The sequence below is a fragment of the Streptomyces sp. R11 genome, assembly GCF_041051905.1.
Lineage (GTDB): Bacteria > Actinomycetota > Actinomycetes > Streptomycetales > Streptomycetaceae > Streptomyces.
Window position 1 is genome coordinate 7,439,598 of record NZ_CP163432.1, and the last position, 19,926, is coordinate 7,459,523.

General features: G+C 71.1%; 15 protein-coding genes. 10 read left to right on the forward strand and 5 right to left on the reverse strand.

What is annotated here, in order from left to right; translation table 11 throughout:
- The first annotated feature begins 3 nt into the window (after positions 1-3).
- From AB5J55_RS34285 to AB5J55_RS34320, 8 genes are all read left to right on the forward strand, one after another.
- Positions 4-1,779 (forward strand): hypothetical protein, encoded by a 1,776-nt coding sequence (locus AB5J55_RS34285; RefSeq protein ID WP_369274319.1) that lies wholly within the window; start codon positions 4-6, stop codon positions 1,777-1,779.
- A gap of 203 nt (positions 1,780-1,982) precedes the next feature.
- Positions 1,983-2,825 (forward strand): nitrilase-related carbon-nitrogen hydrolase, encoded by an 843-nt coding sequence (locus AB5J55_RS34290; protein WP_369274320.1) that lies wholly within the window; start codon positions 1,983-1,985, stop codon positions 2,823-2,825.
- Complete coding sequence (locus AB5J55_RS34295; RefSeq protein ID WP_369274321.1) at positions 2,822-4,129, forward strand: aspartate aminotransferase family protein; 1,308 nt, start codon at positions 2,822-2,824, stop codon at positions 4,127-4,129. Before AB5J55_RS34290 ends, AB5J55_RS34295 begins: the two co-directional genes overlap by 4 nt.
- Before the next feature lie 25 nt (positions 4,130-4,154).
- Positions 4,155-5,747: a PucR family transcriptional regulator gene (locus AB5J55_RS34300; RefSeq protein WP_369274322.1), complete on the forward strand. Its 1,593-nt coding sequence runs from the start codon at positions 4,155-4,157 to the stop codon at positions 5,745-5,747.
- A 155-nt stretch (positions 5,748-5,902) separates the two neighbouring features.
- Positions 5,903-6,745: a nitrilase-related carbon-nitrogen hydrolase gene (locus AB5J55_RS34305; protein WP_328421519.1), complete on the forward strand. Its 843-nt coding sequence runs from the start codon at positions 5,903-5,905 to the stop codon at positions 6,743-6,745.
- A 40-nt stretch (positions 6,746-6,785) separates the two neighbouring features.
- Positions 6,786-8,189: a dihydropyrimidinase gene (hydA, locus tag AB5J55_RS34310; RefSeq protein ID WP_369274323.1), complete on the forward strand. Its 1,404-nt coding sequence runs from the start codon at positions 6,786-6,788 to the stop codon at positions 8,187-8,189.
- An 11-nt stretch (positions 8,190-8,200) separates the two neighbouring features.
- Positions 8,201-9,223 (forward strand): TIGR03842 family LLM class F420-dependent oxidoreductase, encoded by a 1,023-nt coding sequence (locus tag AB5J55_RS34315; protein ID WP_369274324.1) that lies wholly within the window; start codon positions 8,201-8,203, stop codon positions 9,221-9,223.
- A gap of 223 nt (positions 9,224-9,446) precedes the next feature.
- Complete coding sequence (locus AB5J55_RS34320; protein WP_369274325.1) at positions 9,447-11,024, forward strand: NCS1 family nucleobase:cation symporter-1; 1,578 nt, start codon at positions 9,447-9,449, stop codon at positions 11,022-11,024.
- 28 nt (positions 11,025-11,052) lie between these two features.
- Here the strand turns inward: AB5J55_RS34320 and AB5J55_RS34325 are convergent, their stop codons facing one another.
- Positions 11,053-11,715 carry a hypothetical protein gene (locus AB5J55_RS34325; protein ID WP_369274326.1) on the reverse strand — a complete coding sequence of 221 codons (663 nt, stop codon included), beginning with the start codon at positions 11,713-11,715 and terminating at the stop codon, positions 11,053-11,055.
- A gap of 140 nt (positions 11,716-11,855) precedes the next feature.
- Complete coding sequence (locus AB5J55_RS34330) at positions 11,856-12,884, reverse strand: carboxymuconolactone decarboxylase family protein (protein ID WP_369274327.1); 1,029 nt, start codon at positions 12,882-12,884, stop codon at positions 11,856-11,858.
- 167 nt (positions 12,885-13,051) lie between these two features.
- Between AB5J55_RS34330 and AB5J55_RS34335 the strand changes: the two genes are divergently transcribed.
- Both AB5J55_RS34335 and AB5J55_RS34340 read left to right on the forward strand, forming a co-directional pair.
- Positions 13,052-14,155 (forward strand): sensor histidine kinase, encoded by a 1,104-nt coding sequence (locus AB5J55_RS34335; RefSeq protein ID WP_369274328.1) that lies wholly within the window; start codon positions 13,052-13,054, stop codon positions 14,153-14,155.
- A complete protein-coding gene (locus AB5J55_RS34340) occupies positions 14,152-14,841 on the forward strand; it encodes a response regulator (protein WP_369274329.1) in 690 nt (229 codons plus the stop codon). Before AB5J55_RS34335 ends, AB5J55_RS34340 begins: the two co-directional genes overlap by 4 nt.
- Here the strand turns inward: AB5J55_RS34340 and meaB are convergent.
- The 3 genes from meaB to AB5J55_RS34355 are packed head-to-tail and all read right to left on the reverse strand — an operon-like array spanning position 14,790 to position 19,818.
- Positions 14,790-15,845: a methylmalonyl Co-A mutase-associated GTPase MeaB gene (gene meaB / locus AB5J55_RS34345; RefSeq protein ID WP_369274330.1), complete on the reverse strand. Its 1,056-nt coding sequence runs from the start codon at positions 15,843-15,845 to the stop codon at positions 14,790-14,792. The genes AB5J55_RS34340 and meaB overlap by 52 nt on opposite strands.
- Entirely contained in the window at positions 15,842-18,016 is a 2,175-nt protein-coding gene (scpA, locus tag AB5J55_RS34350) for a methylmalonyl-CoA mutase (protein WP_369274331.1), read from the reverse strand. The genes meaB and scpA overlap by 4 nt, the downstream gene beginning before the upstream one ends.
- Positions 18,016-19,818, reverse strand: a complete 1,803-nt coding sequence (locus tag AB5J55_RS34355) for a methylmalonyl-CoA mutase family protein (protein ID WP_369274332.1) — start codon at positions 19,816-19,818, stop codon at positions 18,016-18,018. The genes scpA and AB5J55_RS34355 overlap by 1 nt, the downstream gene beginning before the upstream one ends.
- Positions 19,819-19,926 lie beyond the last annotated feature (108 nt).

Sequence of the window (19,926 nt, forward strand, 5' to 3'; positions counted from 1 at the left end):
GCGATGTCAGTGGATCAACTCCCGGCTCGGGTGCGGGAGTTCGTGAACTACCTGGACGGCCTTCTGGCGCGCCTGGATCAGGGCGGCGGCTGGTGCGGGGTGTTCTGGCAGCGCGACCCGGAGGGCATGCAGGCCTGCCTCGACGGACGTGAAGTGCCGCCCTGGGACGTCGTGGAGTCCCTCCTGCACGACCTCGCCGGCCAGTACGGCCCCGGCGGCGCCGGCCCCGAGACGGAACGCGCCCGCGCACTGCACGCCGACGCCCTCGCCACGTACGACGCCCGGCCCGGCGGCCGTGACGCCCTCGGGGACCGCCTCGACGTCATGCTCCGCGAACAGCGCTACGCCGCCGAACGGCAGGCGGAACTGAGCCGGTTGCTCACATCGGCCACCGACCGCCAGGACGCCGACACCATCCGCCTGGACCTCGCCTGGGCCCGCGACGACCACGAACGTGCCACCGCCCGATGCGCCGAACTCCGATCGCGGATGGCCGGTTTGGATCACCGGGCGGCCGGCGCACGGGGGCAGGCGATACGGCGGGAGCGGGCGGGGGCGGAGGGGCTCTTCCGGGCCGGCGGTTCTGAGGGTGGGGGGCCTGGAGGCGGCCGGTTCGGGGATGAGGGGTCCCGGGGCGGCGGGTTCGAGGGGGACGGGTTCGGTGACACCCGCGTCGGGCGCGCGCGGTTCGGAGACGATGGGTTCAGGGGCGCCGGGGCCGGAGGCGACCGACCCGAGGGCGACGGCCGCGAGCGGGGCCGGTCCGGACGTGCCGGGTTCAGCGGGGGTGGACCCGGAAGCGGCCCATTCGGACGCGAGGGCGGCGAGGGCGACCCCCGCGGCAGCGGGCCTGGACGCGATCGGTATGCGGGTGACGGCACCGGCGGCGAGCACTTCGGGGACCAGGGGCCCGCGGCCGTCGACCGTACGCGGCCGAGTGAGGCCTGTGCGACCGAGCCGACGGCCGGCGCGGCGCGCCCGGTGGAGGAACAGGGGAACGCCTCCGTCCGCGAAACCGGTCGCCCCGACGAGGGACCGGCGCCGCGCAAACGCCGCCGAGGCAGCGCCCGCTTCGCCGGGATGGTGGAGGAGGAGGCCGCCCCAGTAGCCCTACCGCCGACCGACCTGCCCAGCCTCCCCGCGCAGCCCGTCACCACCCGCCGCACCCCGCGCGGAGCCCGCTTCGCCGGTGCCGGCGAGGAAGTGCCCGCGGCCCCGGACCCGCAGTCGCAGGCCGAGCCGACCGACACCGACGAGTTGCGGGAGGTCTTCGGGGCCGTGGCGACGCTGGTGCGGCTGCGCGGTGCGGGGCGTAGCGGTGAGGCGCATGCGCTGCTCGTCGAGGCCGCGTACTGGCCCGCCCACCGCATCCCGCTGCTGGCCGCCGAGATGCAGCGGGCCGGGCTCGGAGCCGACTGGGCGACCCTGCTGTGGGAGGCCGCCTCGCTGCCCGCCGAGCGGCTCGTGGCCGCGGCCGACGCGCTGACCGCGGCGGGCCGTGCCGACGACGGGGAGCAGATCCTGCGCCAGGGCGTGGTGCGGCCCGCGAGCGAGATCGGGCAGGCCGTGGTGGGGCTGGCCGACGCGGGGCGGCACCGTGAGATCCGCGCCCTGCTGGACGCCTACGTCCGCGTCCGCACCCCGGAGGAGGCCGCCCGCAGCGCCGCCCCCGCCCCGAAGACGCTCGTACCGCTGCTGCTGGCAGCCGCCCAGGGCGTCTCGGACGAGTGCCAGTGGGACCTCGTCCACGCCCTGCGGGTGGCCGGCTTCACGGGATGACACCCCGGCACCGACGCCGGCGCCACTCCCGTCACATCCACCCCACCGGCCCCATCCATCACCCACAGGAGTGTGAAACGTGATCGACTCAGCGGGTTAACGACGATGGTCTTGGCAAGGCTGTTCCAGGGGCTTACTTTCAAGCCTCTACGGCCCCCCTCTACGGGCGTAGAGGCTCTGACGTCCCGTCGAAGGAGCAGCTCATGGCCAACGTCGTACGCGCCGCTCTGGTCCAGGCCACCTGGACAGGCGACACCGAGTCCATGGTGGCGAAACACGAGGAGCACGCCCGCGAGGCGGCCCGGCAGGGCGCCAGGATCATCGGCTTCCAGGAAGTCTTCAACGCTCCCTACTTCTGCCAGGTCCAGGATCCGGAGCACTACTCCTGGGCCGAGCCGGTCCCCGACGGGCCGACCGTGCGGCGTATGCAGGAGCTTGCCCGCGAGACGGGCATGGTGGTCGTCGTCCCCGTCTTCGAGGTCGAGCAGTCCGGCTTCTACTACAACACCGCCGCGGTGATCGACGCCGACGGCACCTTCCTCGGCAAGTACCGCAAGCACCACATCCCGCAGGTCAAGGGCTTCTGGGAGAAGTACTACTTCAAGCCCGGCAACATCGGCTGGCCCGTCTTCGACACGGCGGTGGGCAAGGTCGGTGTCTACATCTGCTACGACCGCCACTTCCCGGAGGGCTGGCGGCAACTCGGGCTCAACGGAGCCCAGTTGGTCTACAACCCGTCGGCCACCCACCGCGGGCTCTCCTCGTACCTCTGGCGCCTCGAACAGCCCGCCGCGGCCGTCGCCAACGAGTACTTCGTCGCTGCGATCAACCGGGTCGGTGTCGAGGAGTACGGCGACAACGACTTCTACGGGACGTCGTACTTCGTGGACCCACGCGGCCAGTTCGTCGGGGAGACCGCGAGCGACAAGGAAGAGGAACTGATCGTCCGCGACCTCGACTTCGACCTCATCGACGAGGTGCGGCAGCAGTGGGCCTTCTACCGCGATCGCCGCCCCGACGCCTACGAAGGGCTGGTGCAGCCGTGACCAAGGACCTGCTGGGGCGCCACCGCGCCGTCATGCCGGACTGGCTCGCCCTGTACTACGAGGAGCCGCTGGAGATCACCCACGGCGAGGGCCGCCACGTGTGGGACGCCGCCGGCAACCGGTACCTCGACTTCTTCGGCGGCATCCTGACGACGATGACCGCGCACGCGCTGCCCGAGGTGACGAAGGCGGTCAGTGAACAGGCCGGGCGGATCATCCACTCCTCCACCCTGTACCTCAACCGGCCGATGGTCGAACTCGCCGAGCGTATCGCCCAGTTGAGCGGCATCCCGGACGCCCGTGTCTTCTTCACCACCTCCGGCACCGAGGCCAACGACACCGCCCTGCTGCTCGCCACGACCTACCGGCGCAGCAACACCGTCCTCGCGATGCGCAACAGCTACCACGGCCGCTCCTTCAGCGCCGTCGGCATCACCGGCAACCGCGGCTGGTCCCCGACCTCGCTGTCGCCGCTGCAGACGCTCTACGTCCACGGTGGGGTGCGCACGCGTGGTCCGTACGCCTCCCTCAGCGACGAGGACTTCGTCGCGGCCTGCGTCGACGACCTGAAGGACATCCTCGGGCACACCCGCCCGCCCGCGGCACTGATCGCCGAGCCCATCCAGGGCGTCGGCGGTTTCACATCCGGGCCCGACGGCCTGTACGCCGCCTTCCGCGAGGTGCTCGCCGAGCGCGGAATCCTGTGGATCGCCGACGAGGTGCAGACCGGCTGGGGCCGCACCGGCGACCACTTCTGGGGCTGGCAGGCGCACGGCCGGTCCGGTCCGCCGGACATGCTGACCTTCGCCAAGGGCATCGGCAACGGCATGTCCATCGGCGGAGTCGTCGCCCGCGGCGAGATCATGAACTGCCTGGACTCCAACAGCATTTCGACCTTCGGCGGCACCCAGATCACCATGGCGGCCGGCCTCGCCAACCTGTCGTACCTGCTGGAACACGACCTCCAGGGGAATGCCCGGCGGGTCGGCGGACTGCTCCTCGAACGGTTGAGGGCCGTCGCGGCGCAGGTCCCGCACGTACGGGAGGTGCGCGGCCGGGGCCTGATGCTGGGCATCGAACTCACCCGGCCCGGCACCGACGAGGCCGACCCGGTCGCCGCGTCGGCGGTGCTGGAAGCCGCCCGTGAGGGCGGCCTCCTCATCGGCAAGGGCGGCGGACACAACACCACGTCCCTGCGTGTCGCCCCACCCCTGTCCCTCACCGTCGCGGAGGCCGAGGAAGGCGCCGCGATCCTCGAGCACGCGCTGAGGAGCATCCAGCAGGAGCCGGCTGAACATCTGTGAGTACCTGAAGCAAGGGAACGCCGCCATGACCATCACCTCGGAGCTTTGGGAGCCCTTGGAGCCTTCGGAACCCCTGGAACCCGCCCTGTCGGTCCGGCAGGTCCTCACCCTGGAGCGGGTGCTCGCCGGGGAGCCCGAGGTGGTGGCCGGCGCCGGTCAGCTGGACCGGCCGGTGCGCTGGGTACATGTCGCCGAGGCGCCGGACGTCGGGGTGATGCTCAGTGGCGGCGAGATGGTCCTCACCACCGGGGTGCTGCTCGCCGGGGACGAGGACAAGCAGGCCGAGTACATCCGCTCCCTGCACCGGGCCGAGGCGGCGGCCGTCGTACTGGGCCTCGGCCGGGCCTTCCCCGCACCGCCGGACGTGATGCGCAGGGCCGCCGAGCGGTGCGGGCTGCCCATGGTCGTCCTGCACCGGCCGTTCCCCTTCGCCGAGCTCACCGAGGAGGTCCAGTCGCGGCTCGTGCGGCGGAAGTTCGCCGCGGTCAGCCTCTCGGAGGCCGTACGGACCGCGCTCACCGGACTCATCACGGCGGGCGCCCCGCTGCAACGGCTGCTCGACGAGGTCGCCTCGCACAGCGCCTGCCCCGTCGTCGTCACCAACCTCGCGCACCGCGTCCTCGCCACGGCGGGGGAGCGGTCGGCCGTGGACGACGTGTTGCGCGACTGGGAACGCATCGCCCGCCAGGCCGGCGGCAACGAGGGTGACGGCTGGATCCGCGCCGAGTTGGGCGGGCGCGGGGAGCGGTGGGGCCAGATCATGCTGTGCGGCCATCGCGGCGACACCACCACGGGGCGGCTGCTCGCCGAGCGCGCTGCAGAGGCCCTCGTCCTGCACCGCATGCTCGGCGGCAACTCCGCGCACAGCTGGGAGGAGCAGTCCGCGCAGAGCCTGCTCACCGACCTCGTCAGCGGGGTCGTACCGGCCCGGCAGCTGCTGCCCCGCGCGCGTGCCGCCGGGCTGCCGGTCAACCGGCGCACCTTCGTGCCGCTGGTCGTGCGCGACGGCCAGGCGGACCGACTGGAGCGCGTGCTGCGGATGCTGGGGCTGCCCGGGATCGCCGCCGAACTCGCCGACGGGGCGACCGCCGTGCTGCTCAGCCTCGCCCGGGACCAGGACGCCGCCGTACTCGCCGCCAACTTCGCCGCCCGGGTGCGCTCCGAGTCCGGGGCCGAACAGACCGTCGTGGCCGCCGCCGACGCGCGTACCGCCTGGGACGACGTGCCCGCCGGACTGCGCGAGGCCCAGCACGTCGCCGATGCCGTCGCCGACTCCTCCGCCGCCCTCGACCTCCCGGCCGTCGTACGCCTCAAGGACGTGCATCTGCGCGGTCTGATCCGGCTGTTGCGGGACGATCCGCAGGTGCAGTCGTTCGCGGAGCGGGAGTTGGACGGGCTGCTGTGTGTGGCCGACGACGACATGCTGGCCGTGCTGCGGACGTATCTCGCGACCGGCCGGAACAAGTCCCGTACCGCCCAGCTCCACCATGTCTCGCGGCCCGCGCTCTATCGCCGCCTGGAGGCGATACAGACGCGGCTCGGCGTCGACCTCGACGACTTCGAGCAGGCCGCATCCGTGCACATCGCACTCCTCGCGCACGACGCGCAACAGAGCTGAAACCTGCCACGACCTGGGAAAACGGCGGTGAAACATGGGACCACGACAGGGTGACACCGTGGCACGCCGCATGCCCCCATACGTGACACCGTGCAACTCAAACCGGCGTCTGGGACTTCCTAGCCTTCTCGCACACCGAGCGACCGGAGGTCCCGATGAGCCGAGTGATCCGTGCCGCCCTCTTCCAGACCGCGTGGACGGGCGACAAGGAATCGATGATCCAGGTACACGAGCAGGCGGCCCGCGACGCGGCCGCGCAAGGCGCTCAAGTGCTGTGCTTCCAGGAGCTGTTCTACGGGCCGTACTTCTGCCAGGTGCAGGACAAGGCGTTCTACGAGTACGCCGAGCAGATCCCCGAGGGCCCGACCGTCCGCCGCTTCCAGGCGCTGGCCAAGGAGCTCGGCATCGTCCTCGTGCTGCCGATGTACGAGGAGGAGCAGCCCGGGGTCCTCTACAACACCGCCGCCGTGATCGACGCGGACGGCTCCTACCTCGGCAAGTACCGCAAGACCCACATCCCCCAAGTGCAGGGATTCTGGGAGAAGTTCTACTTCCGCCCGGGGAACAGCGGCTGGCCGATCTTCGAGACGGCCGTCGGGAAGATCGGCGTGTACATCTGCTACGACCGTCACTTCCCGGAGGGCTGGCGAGCGCTCGGCCTGGGCGGTGCCGAGATCGTGTTCAACCCCTCGGCCACCTCCCGCGGGCTCTCCCGCTACCTGTGGCAGCTGGAACAGCCGGCGGCGGCCGTCGCCAACGAGTACTTCGTGGGCGCGATCAACCGGGTCGGCGTGGAGGATCTCGGCGACAACGACTTCTACGGCACCACGTACTTCGTGGACCCGGAGGCCCAGTTCGTCGGGGAGGTGGCGAGCGACAAGGAGACCGAACTCGTCGTACGCGACCTCGACCTGGCCAAGCTCCGCGAGGTCCGCGACCGCTGGCAGTTCTACCGCGACCGGGCCCCGGGCGCCTACACGCCGCTGACAGCACCCTGATCGCACCGACCGCACCGTCCACCCTGCGAGGAGAGGGACCATGACCAGCCGTACCGTCATCCGCGGCGGTCTCGTCATCACCGCGTCCGACGAGATGCACGCCGACGTCCTGATCGAGGACGGCCGTATCGCCGCCCTCGCCGCGAGCGGCACCCCGGCCGCCGAGGCCTGGACGGCCGAGCGGACCATCGACGCCACCGGGAAGTACGTCATCCCGGGCGGGGTCGACGTCCACACCCATATGGAGCTGCCGTTCGGCGGCACCTTCGCCTCCGACACCTTCGAGACCGGCACCCGGGCCGCCGCCTGGGGCGGTACCACCACCATCGTCGACTTCGCCGTGCAGAGCCAGGGTCACTCGCTGCGCGAGGGCCTCGACACCTGGCACGCCAAGGCGGAGGGCAACTGCGCGATCGACTACGGCTTCCACATGATCGTCTCCGATGTGAACCAGGAGACGCTGAAGGAGATGGACCTGCTGGTGGAGGAGGGGGTGACCTCCTTCAAGCAGTTCATGGCCTACCCGGGTGTCTTCTACTCCGACGACGGCCAGATCCTGCGCGCCATGCAGCGCTCCGCCGAGAACGGCGGACTGATCATGATGCACGCCGAGAACGGCATCGCGATCGACGTGCTGGTCGAACAGGCGCTGGCCAGGGGCGAGACCGATCCCCGCTACCACGGCGAGGTCCGCAAGGCGCTCCTCGAAGCCGAGGCCACCCATCGGGCCATCAGGCTCGCCCAGGTCGCCGGTGCTCCCCTGTACGTCGTGCACGTCTCGGCCACGGAGGCAGTGGCCGAGCTGACGCGGGCGCGCGACGAGGGGCTGAACGTCTTCGGGGAGACCTGCCCGCAATACCTGTTCCTGTCCACCGACAACCTCGCCGAGCCCGACTTCGAGGGCTCGAAGTACGTGTGCTCGACGCCCCTTCGGCCCAAGGAGCACCAGGCCCAGCTGTGGAAGGGCCTCAGGACGAACGACCTCCAGGTCGTCTCCACCGACCACTGCCCCTTTTGCTTCGTCGGCCAGAAGGAGCTGGGCCGGGGCGACTTCTCGAAGATCCCCAACGGCCTGCCGGGCGTCGAGAACCGGATGGACCTGCTCCACCAGGCCGTCGTCGACGGTCACATCTCGCGCCGCCGCTGGATCGAGATCGCCTGCGCGACCCCGGCCCGGATGTTCGGCATGTACCCGAAGAAGGGCACCATCGCGCCGGGTGCGGACGCCGACGTCGTGATCTACGACCCGCAGGCCGAGCAGGTCATGTCCGCCGTCACCCACCACATGAACGTCGACTACTCGGCGTACGAGGGCAAGCAGACCACCGGCCGGGTGGAGACGGTCCTCTCGCGCGGCGAACTCGTCATCACCGAGCGGGAGTACACCGGGCGCGCCGGGCACGGCGTCTACACCCCCCGCTCCACCTGTCAGTACCTCAACTAGGAGCGGAGCACATGGACTTCGGACTCGTCCTGCAGACCGACCCGCCGGCCTCGCGAGTCGTCAGCCTGATGAAACGCGCCGAGCGCAGCGGCTTCAGCTACGGCTGGACCTTCGACTCGGCCGTGCTGTGGCAGGAGCCGTTCGTCATCTACAGCCAGATCCTCGCCAACACCCAGAAGCTGACGGTCGGCCCGATGGTGACCAACCCGGGCACCCGCACCTGGGAGGTCACCGCCTCCACGTTCGCCACCCTCAACGACATGTTCGGCAACCGAACGGTCTGCGGCATCGGCCGCGGCGACTCGGCCATGCGTGTCGCCGGCCGCAAGCCCAACACCCTGGCGCGCATCAGCGAGGCCATGAAGGTCATCCGCGCGCTCGGCAGCGGCCAGGAGGCCGACCTCGGCGGCGGCACGGTCGTCAGGTTCCCGTGGATCAAGCCGGGCGCCCAACTCCCCGTCTGGATGGCGGCGTACGGCCCGAAGGCCCTGAAGATGACCGGCGAGGAGGCCGACGGGTTCATCCTGCAGCTCTCCGACCTCTATCTGACCGAGTACATGGTCAAGGCGGTGAAGCAGGCCGCGGTCGAGGCCGGCCGTGACCCGTCCGAGGTGAAGATCTGCGTGGCCGCCCCGGCGTACGTCACCGAGGACGACTCTCCCGAGAAGCTCGCCCACGCCCGCGAGCAGTGCCGCTGGTTCGGCGGGATGGTCGGCAACCACGTGGCCGACCTGGTGTCCAAGTACGGTGAGCACTCCGCCGCCGTGCCCGACGAACTCACCGAGTACATCAAGGCCCGCGAGGGGTACGACTACTCCCACCACGGGCGCGCCGACAACCCCGACACGGCGTTCGTGCCGGACGAGATCGTCGACCGGTTCTGTGTCATCGGCCCGGTCGAGAAGCACATCGAGAAGCTGAACGCACTGCGTGAGCTGGGCGTCGACCAGTTCGCCGTCTATGACATGCACGACGCGCAGGAAGCCGTGATCGACGCGTACGGTGCGTCGGTCATTCCCGCGCTCAACTCCTAGTCCTCAACTCCTAAGTCCTCAACTCCTGGCCCTCAACCCCTGGTCCTGAACTCCCGGTGCTCAACTTGTGCTGCGCATCAGCGAGTTCGCGGCACCACTGCTTCACCCGACCCCCCACCCTTGTCTCCCTCCCCGCGGCCCAGGCCTCCCCGCCGCCCCGGGGAGGGGCCCAAGGCCCGCCCGCACGGCCTTTCCCGTCCCGTTCTGATCGATTGGCCTGCCCATGACCGAAACAGTCCCCACGGGGTCACCGATATCGCAGTCCGCCGACGCCGGCGGACGGATCGAGCTCGCCCCCGAGGCATTCCCCGCCAACAGCCCCTTCGCCAACGAGGACCTGCGTCCCGTCCCGGTCGCCGAGCGCAAGTGGACGACGTACAACTTCGCGGCCCTGTGGATCTCCATGGCCCACTGCATCCCCAGCTGGACGCTCGCCTCCGGCCTGGTCGCCCTCGGCATGGACTGGAAGCAGGCCGTCTTCACCATCGCCCTGGCCAACGTCATCGTGCTGCTGCCGATGCTGGCCACCGGGCACGCCGGGCCCAAGTACGGCATCCCGTTCCCGGTGCTGGCGCGGGCCTCCTTCGGGCTGCGGGGCGCCAACATCCCGGCGCTGATCCGGGCGGCCGTGGCCTGCGGCTGGTTCGGCATCCAGACCTGGATCGGCGGCAGCGGCATCTTCGCGCTGGGCTCCAAGCTCACCGGCGGCGGATGGGAGAACGCCGGGAAGATCGCGGGCAATCCATGGCCCCTGTGGCTGTGCTTCCTCCTCTTCTGGGCGCTGCAGATCGCGATCATCTACCGCGGCATGGACTTCCTGCGGCACTTCGAGAACTGGGCGGCTCCCTTCGTGATCGTCGGCGCGCTCGTGCTGCTGGTCTGGATCGCGGTCAAGGCGGACGGGTTCGGCGCGCTGCTCGACCAGCCGTCGAAGCTGGGCTGGGGCCCCGACTTCTGGCCGGTCTTCTTCCCGTCCCTGATGGGGATGATCGGTTTCTGGGCCACCTTGTCGCTCAACATCCCTGACTTCACCCGCTTCGGCGCGAGTCAGAAGGCGCAGACCTGGGGGCAGACGCTGGGCCTGCCCACCACCATGACACTGTTCGCTATCCTCGCCGTGCTCGTCACCTCAGGCTCCGAAGTCGTCTACGGCGAGGCGATCTGGGACCCGGTCACCCTCGCCGCCAAGACCGACAACGCCTTCGGCCTGCTCTTCGCGCTGATCGTCGTCCTCGTCGCCACCGTCTCCGTGAACATCGCGGCGAACGTCGTCTCCCCGGCGTACGACCTGGCGAACCTGGCGCCCAAGCTCATCAACTTCCGCACCGGCGCGCTGATCACCGGTGTAGTCGGCATCCTGATCTTCCCGTGGAAGCTGATCTCCACGCCGGAGTTCTACATCTTCACCTGGCTCGGCGTGGTCGGCGGCCTGCTCGGCACGGTCGCGGGCATCCTGATCGCCGACTACTGGATCGTCCGCCGTACGGTCCTGCACCTCGCGGACCTGTACACGCCCGGCGGGCGCTACTGGTACTCGTCCGGCTGGAACTGGCGCGCGATCCTGGCGTTCCTGGTCGGCGGCGTCCTGGCGGTCGGCGGGTCGTACTCGGGCGTGGGCGCCGACGGTTCGAAGACCGGCCCGTTCCCGGCCGACGGACTGATCCCCTTCCTCAAGCCGCTGGCCGACTACGGCTGGGCGGTGGGCCTGGGCGCCTCGCTGGTGCTGTACGTGGTGCTGATGGCCGGCCACAAGGAAGGTGCCGCCCAGGACGGCGTTCACAAGGGCGGCGTCGAAGTCTGATCCGCCGGACCGGACGTCCGGAGGACGGTCAGCCCTTCTGACCGTCCTCCAAGGCGGCCACCGCCTCCTTGGCCGCCTTGATCGCGCCCTGGTTGATCTCGGCCGTGGCCGGTGCCTTGTTCGACTCGAAGTCGCTGCCGCTGTAGGTGACGGAGACGAGCGCGTTGGCCGCGCGGACCAGCACCACGCCCTCGCGGGTCTGCTGCTCGTCCTCGGTGGTGAGGTTCACGACGGAGTACCCCGCGTCGCCGACACCGGGGACCTCGCCGCCGCCGCTCTTGTCCGCGACGCGTTCCTTGTAGGACTTCTCCGCCGCCTCGTCGGACTCCGTGACCTCGTAGGACACGTCCAGCCACCGGTAGTCGAAACCCTGGAGCGCGTTCCACGAGCAGGTGCGGCGTACCTTCGCGTCGGTCGACGGGATCTCCTTGCCGGCCGTCTTGGCGCCCGGGACGAGCTCCTTGACCGACTTCGAGCTCAGGCTGTCGCAGGGTGCGGGCGCGGCGGCGTACGTCTTCGAGACGGCGGCCGTCGCGGGGGCCGAGGGCGACTCGTCCCCGCTCTTCTGCGTCGCCGTGTCTTCGGCGGCCGGTGTCGCGGGTCCGGACGACAGTGCCCAGCCCGCCGCGGCGAGCACGACGACGGGCGACAGGCGCGCGGTGAGGGCGAGCGGCAAGGGAAGAGAACGCACGGCGCACATTTCGTGGGGGACGGTGCGGAGGGAGTCCGCACTGCGGACGGGACGCCAGTGTCACATGACTCCCTGTGAGGCGGAAGGGCCAACTCGCTCCGTGCCGACGTGGTTACCGCCGGGTCGCCGGCCGGCCGCAATTACGGGGTGCCCTGGACCACTTGCTTGGCTTCCAGGCCGATTTGGGTGGAAAGTGAGCTTTCGATGCGATCCACGGCCGTGAAGGCGCCGTACGCGACAAGGTGCACCAGGCAGTGGTCGGTGTGCTCCGGCCGCCGCCACGCCTTCACGTCCTCCTCCGTGATGCGGTACGGCGCGAGAGCGGCAAGCAGCGCCAGCCGTGCCCCCGGACGCTCCCTGCGGTCCGGGAACCCGTCCAGGGTGAGCGGCGGATGGGAGCCGTCCCAGTCCTGCAGGGTCGCCTCCACGAGGTCGTGGTCGTCGGAGTCGAGGAGGCCGGCGCCCGACATGGCCGCCCGGAGCAGCGCCGCGTACGCGAGGCCGACGGGCGTGCCGGCCGCCCACGCGGGGGCCTCGCCGGGGTCGATCGGGTCGAGCAGGGGCAGGGACACGCCGGGCCGGGCGGGGCGGCGTACGGACCGGGCGAGCGTGCGGCCGGCGAGGCTGCGTACCGCCCGGAACCGCTGGGCGCCGGCCGGGAGCAGGTTCTCGGTCAGCAGGGCCGACGCGATGCGGTTGATGAAGTGGAAGGTGAGCGCGGTGCCGAGGTAGGCCGGTGCGTGCTCGCGCGGGAAGGGGTACGGCGTGAGGTCGGCGCCGGGCACACGCGTGTGCCGCCCCCAGGCCAGCACGCGTGCGTGCTCCTCGTTCTCGGGTTGCTCCCCGCGGGCCAGCCGCTCGGCGAGCGCGTGGTCTCCGGTGGCGTGCAGGAGCACGGTGTGCGCGTCCACGCAGAACGGGCACTTGTTGGCGAGTGACACCCCGAGGGCCGCCAGTTCCTTGCCGGTCCGGCTGCCGGCCCCCGCGATCAGCGACTCGCGCAGCAACGCCCAGGCGGGGGCGAGAAGTTCGGGCGCGGAGGACAGGACCACGAAGGTGACGGGCTCGGCGATGCCGAAGTCGAGGGCGATCTGCGCGTACACCTCGGCGACGGTGCCGGTGGCCGACTTGGGCGGGAGGGGCTCGGTGTAACGGAAGGGTGTGGGCATGGGCAGTAGCCTGCGCCGCCGGGGCGGGCCGGGTCGTCGTACCGGCGGTGGCAGTCGGCGCTGCGACGGCGGGCCGGGCCGGTGCCAAGCACTACTGCGTGGGGAGTAGTCGCAGAGCCGTCCACAGGGGTGACGTGGCCGTCGGCGGCGCCGTCTAGTGTGCGGGCATGAGCGGGCACCGGATCACACGCGAGCGGCTCGTCGACACGGCCGCCGGGGTCGTGGTCGGCGTGATCGTGCTGTTCGCCGCCGTGGCGGACGACCGTGCCCGGCTCCTCGACTGCGCGCTGATCGCGGTCGGTTCGCTGGCCCTGGCCGCGCACCGCATCGCCCCGCGCGGGGTTCTCGCCGTCACCACCGGCGCTCTGCTCGCCGAAGTGCTCCATGCCGGGCCCGCCGCAACTCTGGCCATCCCTGTCGTGGGCGCGGTGCACACGGCGTCGCGGACCGGACACCGGGGCACGGCAGCCGCGACCGCCGCGCTGTTCCTCGGCGGCTATGTGGCGGCAGGTTCGGCGAGCTCGTACATCGCTCAGGAGGCGCTGCTGCTGGCCGGCTGGTTCCTGTGCGCGGTGGTGACGGGCCTCGCCGACCGCAACTGGCAGGCATATCTGCGCCAGACGGAGCAACGCGCCCTGGAGGCCGAACGCACCAGGGAAGAGGCGGCGTTGCGCAGAGCGGGGGAGGAACGCCTGCGGATCGCACGGGAGTTGCACGACTCCCTCACGCACAGCATCTCGATCGTCAAGCTCCAGGCGGGCGTCGCCGTGCACCTCGCCCGCAAGCGCCGCGAGGAGGTGCCGCCCGCGCTGCTCGCCATCCAGGAGGCGAGCGGCGAGGCCATGCGCGAGCTGCGCGCCACACTGGAGGTACTGCGCACCGACGAGTCGACCGGCACACCGGCGCTGCTCGTTCAGCGGGCGCGGGCGGCGGGACTCGCCGTCGACCTGACGGTGACCGGGGAGGAGCGGCCGCTGCCGGCGACGGTCGACCGGGCCATGTACCGCATCGTCCAGGAGGCACTGACGAACGCGGCCCGGCACGCGGGACCGGCGAAGGTGAGCGTGCAACTTGCCTACGACAAGGGAGACTTGACGATAAGCATTGAGGACGACGGCGCCGCCGACCCGTCCCGTCCGCCCACCCCCGGCATCGGCCTGACCGGCATGCGCGAACGCGTCACGGCCCTCGGCGGCACTCTGGACGCCGCCCCGCGCGAGGGCGGCGGGTTCGCGGTGCGGGCACGGCTGCCCGTGGGGGAGGCGGGATGACGGACGGCGTGATCAGGGTCGTGCTCGTCGACGACCAGGCGCTGATGCGGGCCGGTTTCCGGGCCCTGCTGGACGCCGAGGACGGCATCGAGGTGGTCGGCGAGGCGGCGGACGGTGAGCAGGGGCTGGCGCTGATCCGCGCGCAGGTGCCCGACATCGCGCTGATCGACGTACAGATGCCCGTGATGACGGGGATCGAGGCGACCCGCCACATCGCCGCCGACCCGGCCCTGTCGGACGTCCGAGTGGTGATCCTCACCAACTACGGCCACGACGAGTACGTCTTCGAGGCGCTGCGGGCCGGTGCGAGCGGGTTCCTGCTGAAGGACACCGAACCGGCCGACCTGCTCCAGGCGATCGAGGTGGTGGCGGGCGGGGAGGCGTTGCTGTCGCCGTCGGTGACCCGCACCCTGATCGGTGAGTTCGTCTCGCGTCCTCCCGACCGGGCCACGGCACCCGGCCTGGAGTGCCTGACCCGCCGCGAGCGTGAGGTGACGGCGCTGGCGGCACGCGGGCTCACCAACGAGGAGATCGCCGCGCACATGGTGATCAGCCCATTCACGGCGAAGACCCACATCAGCAGGGCGATGACGAAGCTCGGGGCGCGGGACCGGGCCCAACTCGTCGTGTTCGCCTACGAGTCGGGACTGGTGGCGCCGCGGGGCTCGGACGCGTCGGCGTGCTGAGCGTCCGTGCCTGACGGGCGGTCCGAGGACGCGGCCCCGAACGCCGCGAGGATCCCCTCGGCGGCCAGCGTCGCCGTCAACTCGCCGTTCCTGACCTGCTGTTCCAGCGTCGGCGCGAGCGCCCGTACCGCCGGGTCGGCGTGCAGGCGGCCGAGGAGTTCGTCGCGGACCATGGTCCATGTCCAGTCGACCTGCTGGTCACGGCGCTTGGCGGCGAGACGGCCGGTCGAGTCGAGCAGGGTCCGGTGCTGTTCGAGGCGGTCCCACACGCCGTCCAGGCCGATCGACTCGCGTCCGCTGCAGTGCAGCACGGGCGGCGTCCACGCGGCGTCCTTGCCGTGCATCAGCCTGAGCGCGCCCGCCAGTTCGCGCGCGGCCGCCCGGGCGTCGCGCTCATGTGGGCCGTCCGCCTTGTTGACGGCAAGCACGTCGGCCAGTTCCAGGACGCCCTTCTTGATGCCCTGCAACTGGTCGCCCGTGCGGGCCAGCGTGAGCAGCAGGAAGGAGTCGACCATGTTCGCCACCGCGGTCTCGGACTGGCCGACACCCACCGTCTCCACCAGCACCACGTCGTAGCCCGCGGCCTCCATGACCACGATCGACTCGCGGGTGGCCTTGGCGACCCCGCCCAGCGTGCCCGCGGTGGGGGAGGGGCGGATGAAGGCGGCCGGGTCGACCGACAGACGCTCCATCCGCGTCTTGTCGCCCAGGATCGACCCGCCCGTACGACTGGAGGACGGGTCGACGGCCAGCACCGCGACCCGGTGACCGAGCGCGGTGAGCATCGTGCCGAACGCGTCGATGAACGTCGACTTCCCGACCCCCGGCACCCCGCTGACCCCGATCCGCCGAGCCCGCCCGCTGTGCGGCAGCAGCTCGGTCAGCAACTGCTGGGCCAGCACCCGGTGTTGCGGCCGGGTGGACTCGACGAGGGTGATGGCGCGCGCGACGATGGCCCGCTTCCCGTCGAGGACACCCTTCACATACGCGTCGAGATCGATCACAGTTCGTGCCCGAGGTCGGCCCCCAGCCGCCTTACGAGGTCGTATGCGGCGTCCGGGATCACCGTCCCGGGCGGGAAGACGGCCGCCGCGCCCATCTCCAGGAGCGTGGGCACGTCCTGCGGCGGGATCACACCGCCGACCACGATCATGATGTCCTCGCGGCCCTCCTCGGCCAGCGCCTCCTTGAGCGCCGGTACGAGGGTGAGGTGACCGGCGGCCAGGGACGAGACCCCGACGATGTGCACGTCCGCCTCGACGGCCTGGCGGGCCACCTCGGCCGGGGTCTGGAACAGCGGGCCGACGTCCACGTCGAAGCCGAGGTCGGCGAAGGCGGTGGCGATCACCTTCTGGCCGCGGTCGTGGCCGTCCTGGCCCATCTTGGCGACCAGGATGCGCGGGCGGCGGCCCTCGGCCTCCTCGAAGTCGGACACGAGGGTGCGGGTGCGGTCCACGGACGGCGACTCTCCGGCTTCGTTGCGGTACACGCCGGTGATGGTACGGATCTGGCTCGCGTGCCGCCCGTACACCTTCTCCAGCGCGTCCGAGATCTCCCCGACGGTGGCCTTCGCGCGGGCCGCGTTCACCGCGAGCTCCAGCAGGTTGCCCTCGCCGCCGGCGGCCCGGGTGAGCGCGTCCAGCGCGTCCTGGCAGACCTGCTCGTCCCGCTCCGCCCGCAGCCGCCGCAGCTTCTCGATCTGCTGGGCGCGCACGGAGGAGTTGTCGACCTTGAGCACGTCGATCTGCTCGTCGCTGTCGACGCGGTACTTGTTGACGCCGATGACCGGCTGCCGCCCCGAGTCGATACGGGCCTGCGTACGGGCCGCCGCCTCCTCGATACGCAGCTTGGGGATGCCGGCGTCGATCGCCTTGGCCATGCCGCCCGCCTGCTCGACCTCCTGGATGTGCTGCCAGGCGCGGCGGGCGAGGTCGTACGTCAGCTTCTCCACATAGGCGCTGCCGCCCCACGGGTCGATGACCCGGGTCGTGCCCGACTCCTGCTGGATCATCAGCTGGGTGTTGCGCGCGATGCGGGCCGAGAAGTCGGTGGGCAGCGCGAGCGCCTCGTCAAGGGCGTTGGTGTGCAGCGACTGGGTGTGGCCCTGCGTCGCGGCCATCGCCTCGACACACGTGCGCGTGACGTTGTTGAACACGTCCTGCGCGGTCAGCGACCAGCCCGAGGTCTGCGAATGGGTGCGCAGGGACAGCGACTTGGAGTTCTTCGGGTCGAACTGCTTCACCAGCTTCGCCCACAGCAGCCGCGCCGCCCGCAGCTTGGCGACCTCCATGAAGAAGTTCATGCCGATCGCCCAGAAGAACGACAGCCGGGGCGCGAACGCGTCCACGTCCAGGCCGGCCTCACGGCCCGCGCGGATGTACTCCACCCCGTCCGCGAGCGTGTACGCCAGCTCCAGGTCGGCCGTCGCACCCGCCTCCTGGATGTGGTAGCCGGAGATGGAGATGGAGTTGTAGCGCGGCATCCGCTGCGAGGTGAAGGCGAAGATGTCGGAGATGATCCGCATCGACGGCTTCGGCGGATAGATGTAGGTGTTGCGGACCATGAACTCCTTGAGGATGTCGTTCTGAATGGTCCCGGCCAGCTTCTCGGGCGGTACGCCCTGTTCTTCCGCCGCCACGATGTACAGCGCCAGCACCGGCAGCACGGCGCCGTTCATCGTCATCGACACGGTCATCTTGTCCAGCGGGATGCCGTCGAAGAGCTGCCGCATGTCGTAGATCGAGTCGATCGCCACGCCCGCCATGCCGACGTCACCCGTCACGCGCGGGTGGTCGCTGTCGTAGCCGCGGTGGGTCGGCAGGTCGAAGGCGACCGACAGGCCCTTCTGGCCGGCGGCCAGGTTGCGGCGGTAGAACGCGTTGGACTCCTCGGCGGTGGAGAAGCCCGCGTACTGGCGGATGGTCCAGGGCTGGTTGACGTACATCGTCGGGTACGGGCCGCGCAGATACGGCGCCATGCCCGGGTAGGTGCCCAGGAAGTCCAGGCCCTCCAGGTCACGGCCGGTGTAGAGCGGCTTGACCGCGATTCCCTCCGGGGTCTCCCACAGGGACTCGTCCCCGCCCGTGGCCTGCTTGACGGCCGTGCGCCACTCGTCGGCGCCGCCGCCGGCGGCCGGGGTCCCCAGCTCGATCCCGGAGAAGTCGGGGATTCCCATCAGGACACTCCCATGCGGTCGAGGGTGGCGGACAGCACGACGACGGCGTCACAGCCCGCGAAGACGTAACTGTCGACATCGGTGTACTGCCCGGGGCGGCCCGCGAGGAACACGTGCGTGGCGCCCGCCGACCTGAACTCGGCGGCCACGGTCGCGGCCTGCTCCTCGTAGAGGGCGTCACTGGAGCACAGGCACACCTCCGTGGCACCGCTCTCCTCGAAGGTGCCCTCGGTGACCGGCTCGATGCCGCCCGCCTGGAAGAGGTTCGAGGCGAAGGTGAGGCGCGCGGTGTGGGCGGCGGCCGGGCCGAGCGCGGCCAGGAAGATCCGGGGCCGGGAGCCGGTGGCGGCCAGGTGGGCGTCGGAGCGGACCCGCAGGGCCTCGTACGCCTCGTCGCGGCGGACCCGGGGGAGGCCCCCGGACCGGGGCTCGGGCGCGGGCGCACGCTCCACGGGCGGCTCGGTGAGGTTCGGGAACTCGCTGACGCCGGTGATCGGTTCGCGTCGCTTGGCGAGCTTGCCGGTGCGGGCCTGCCACGTCTCGGCCAGGTCCTGGCCCAGCTGCCCGGAGCGCAACGCGGCCGCCTGGCCGCCGGCCTGCTCGATCCGCTGGAAGAACTCCCAGCCCGCCCGGGCCAGTTCGTCGGTGAGGGTCTCCACGTACCAGGAGCCGCCCGCCGGGTCGATCACCCGGGCGAGGTGCGACTCCTCGATGAGGATGGTCGAGGTGTTGCGGGCGATGCGCCGGGCGAAGGCGTCCGGCAGGCCGAGCGCGTGGTCGAAGGGCAGCACGGTCACGGCGTCGGCGCCGCCGACCCCGGCGGCCAGCGTGGCGACCGTCGTGCGCAGCATGTTCACCCAGGGGTCCCGGCGCGTCATCATCACCGGCGAGGTGACGGCATGCTGCACCTGAGCGCTGGGCGCCCCGCAGACCTCGGTCACTCGCGCCCACAGCCGGCGCGCGGCGCGCAGCTTGGCGATCGTCAGGAACTGGTCGGCGGTGGCCGCGTAGCGGAACTCCAGCTGCGCACACGCCTGTTCGGCGGTCAGCCCCGCCTCGGTGAGGTCGCGCAGGTACGCGACACCGGTCGCCAGCGAGGAGCCCAGCTCCTGGGCGGCCGAGCCGCCTGCCTCGTGGTACGGCAGCGCGTCCACGGTCAGCGCCCGCAGCCCCGGGTACTCCTCGGCGCACAGCCGCGCCAGCGAGGCGACCGGCGCGAACTCCGAGTTCGTGCCCGTACGGGCCTCGTGGCCGAGCGGGTCGGCGCCGAGGTTGCCGCGCGCCGCCTCCTTGGCGACGCCCCGCTCCTCGTACTGCCGCAGCAGCTCCCGCGCGGCGGGCTCCACGTCGGCGCCGGCGTCGAGGACGACAGGGGCCAGGTCGAGGTAGACGCCCTCCAGGGCGCGGCCGAGCGACGACACCGGGATGCCGCCCTCGCCGAGGACCAGCCAGAGCGAGGTGACGCCGTTCTCCAGGTCCGCGAGCACCAGGCCGTCCGTGAGCGCCGTGTGCCGCTGCCGCAGATCCCAGCCGCCCGCCGTGTTGCCCTCGGCGCGACCGCCGCGGATGAACGGGGCGAATCCGGGCAGACCGGAATCGGGCGCGGCATCGTGCGAGGTGTACAGGGGGCGGGTGCGCAGCCCGTCCTCCAACGCAGTGGACAGGGCGTCTTCCGCAGCCGGGCCCGAGACGTCCTTGCCCGACTTGCGCAGCACGCCTTCCACCAGGCGTTGCCATTGCTCATGGGTTGCGTCAGGGAACTCGGCGGCCAGCGAGAGCCCGTCGTCAGGCAGGACCGTCATGCTCGGATGCTAGGTCAGATCATCAAAGGAGCAGCAGGGGGCACGGCTGTGACCTTGCCCTCTTCCAGATTGTGACCTGGGTCTCCGCGTCCCGTTGGGCCTAGGGGC

Coding starts and splice junctions, on each gene's coding strand:
- AB5J55_RS34285 (WP_369274319.1), top strand. CDS start 4: ATGTCAGTGGATCAACTCCCGGCTCGGGTGCGGGAGTTCGTGAACTAC.
- AB5J55_RS34290 (WP_369274320.1), top strand. CDS start 1,983: ATGGCCAACGTCGTACGCGCCGCTCTGGTCCAGGCCACCTGGACAGGC.
- AB5J55_RS34300 (WP_369274322.1), top strand. CDS start 4,155: ATGACCATCACCTCGGAGCTTTGGGAGCCCTTGGAGCCTTCGGAACCC.
- AB5J55_RS34305 (WP_328421519.1), top strand. CDS start 5,903: ATGAGCCGAGTGATCCGTGCCGCCCTCTTCCAGACCGCGTGGACGGGC.
- hydA (WP_369274323.1), top strand. CDS start 6,786: ATGACCAGCCGTACCGTCATCCGCGGCGGTCTCGTCATCACCGCGTCC.
- AB5J55_RS34315 (WP_369274324.1), top strand. CDS start 8,201: ATGGACTTCGGACTCGTCCTGCAGACCGACCCGCCGGCCTCGCGAGTC.
- AB5J55_RS34320 (WP_369274325.1), top strand. CDS start 9,447: ATGACCGAAACAGTCCCCACGGGGTCACCGATATCGCAGTCCGCCGAC.
- AB5J55_RS34330 (WP_369274327.1), bottom strand. CDS start 12,884: ATGCCCACACCCTTCCGTTACACCGAGCCCCTCCCGCCCAAGTCGGCC.
- AB5J55_RS34335 (WP_369274328.1), top strand. CDS start 13,052: ATGAGCGGGCACCGGATCACACGCGAGCGGCTCGTCGACACGGCCGCC.
- AB5J55_RS34340 (WP_369274329.1), top strand. CDS start 14,152: ATGACGGACGGCGTGATCAGGGTCGTGCTCGTCGACGACCAGGCGCTG.
- scpA (WP_369274331.1), bottom strand. CDS start 18,016: ATGGGAATCCCCGACTTCTCCGGGATCGAGCTGGGGACCCCGGCCGCC.
- AB5J55_RS34355 (WP_369274332.1), bottom strand. CDS start 19,818: ATGACGGTCCTGCCTGACGACGGGCTCTCGCTGGCCGCCGAGTTCCCT.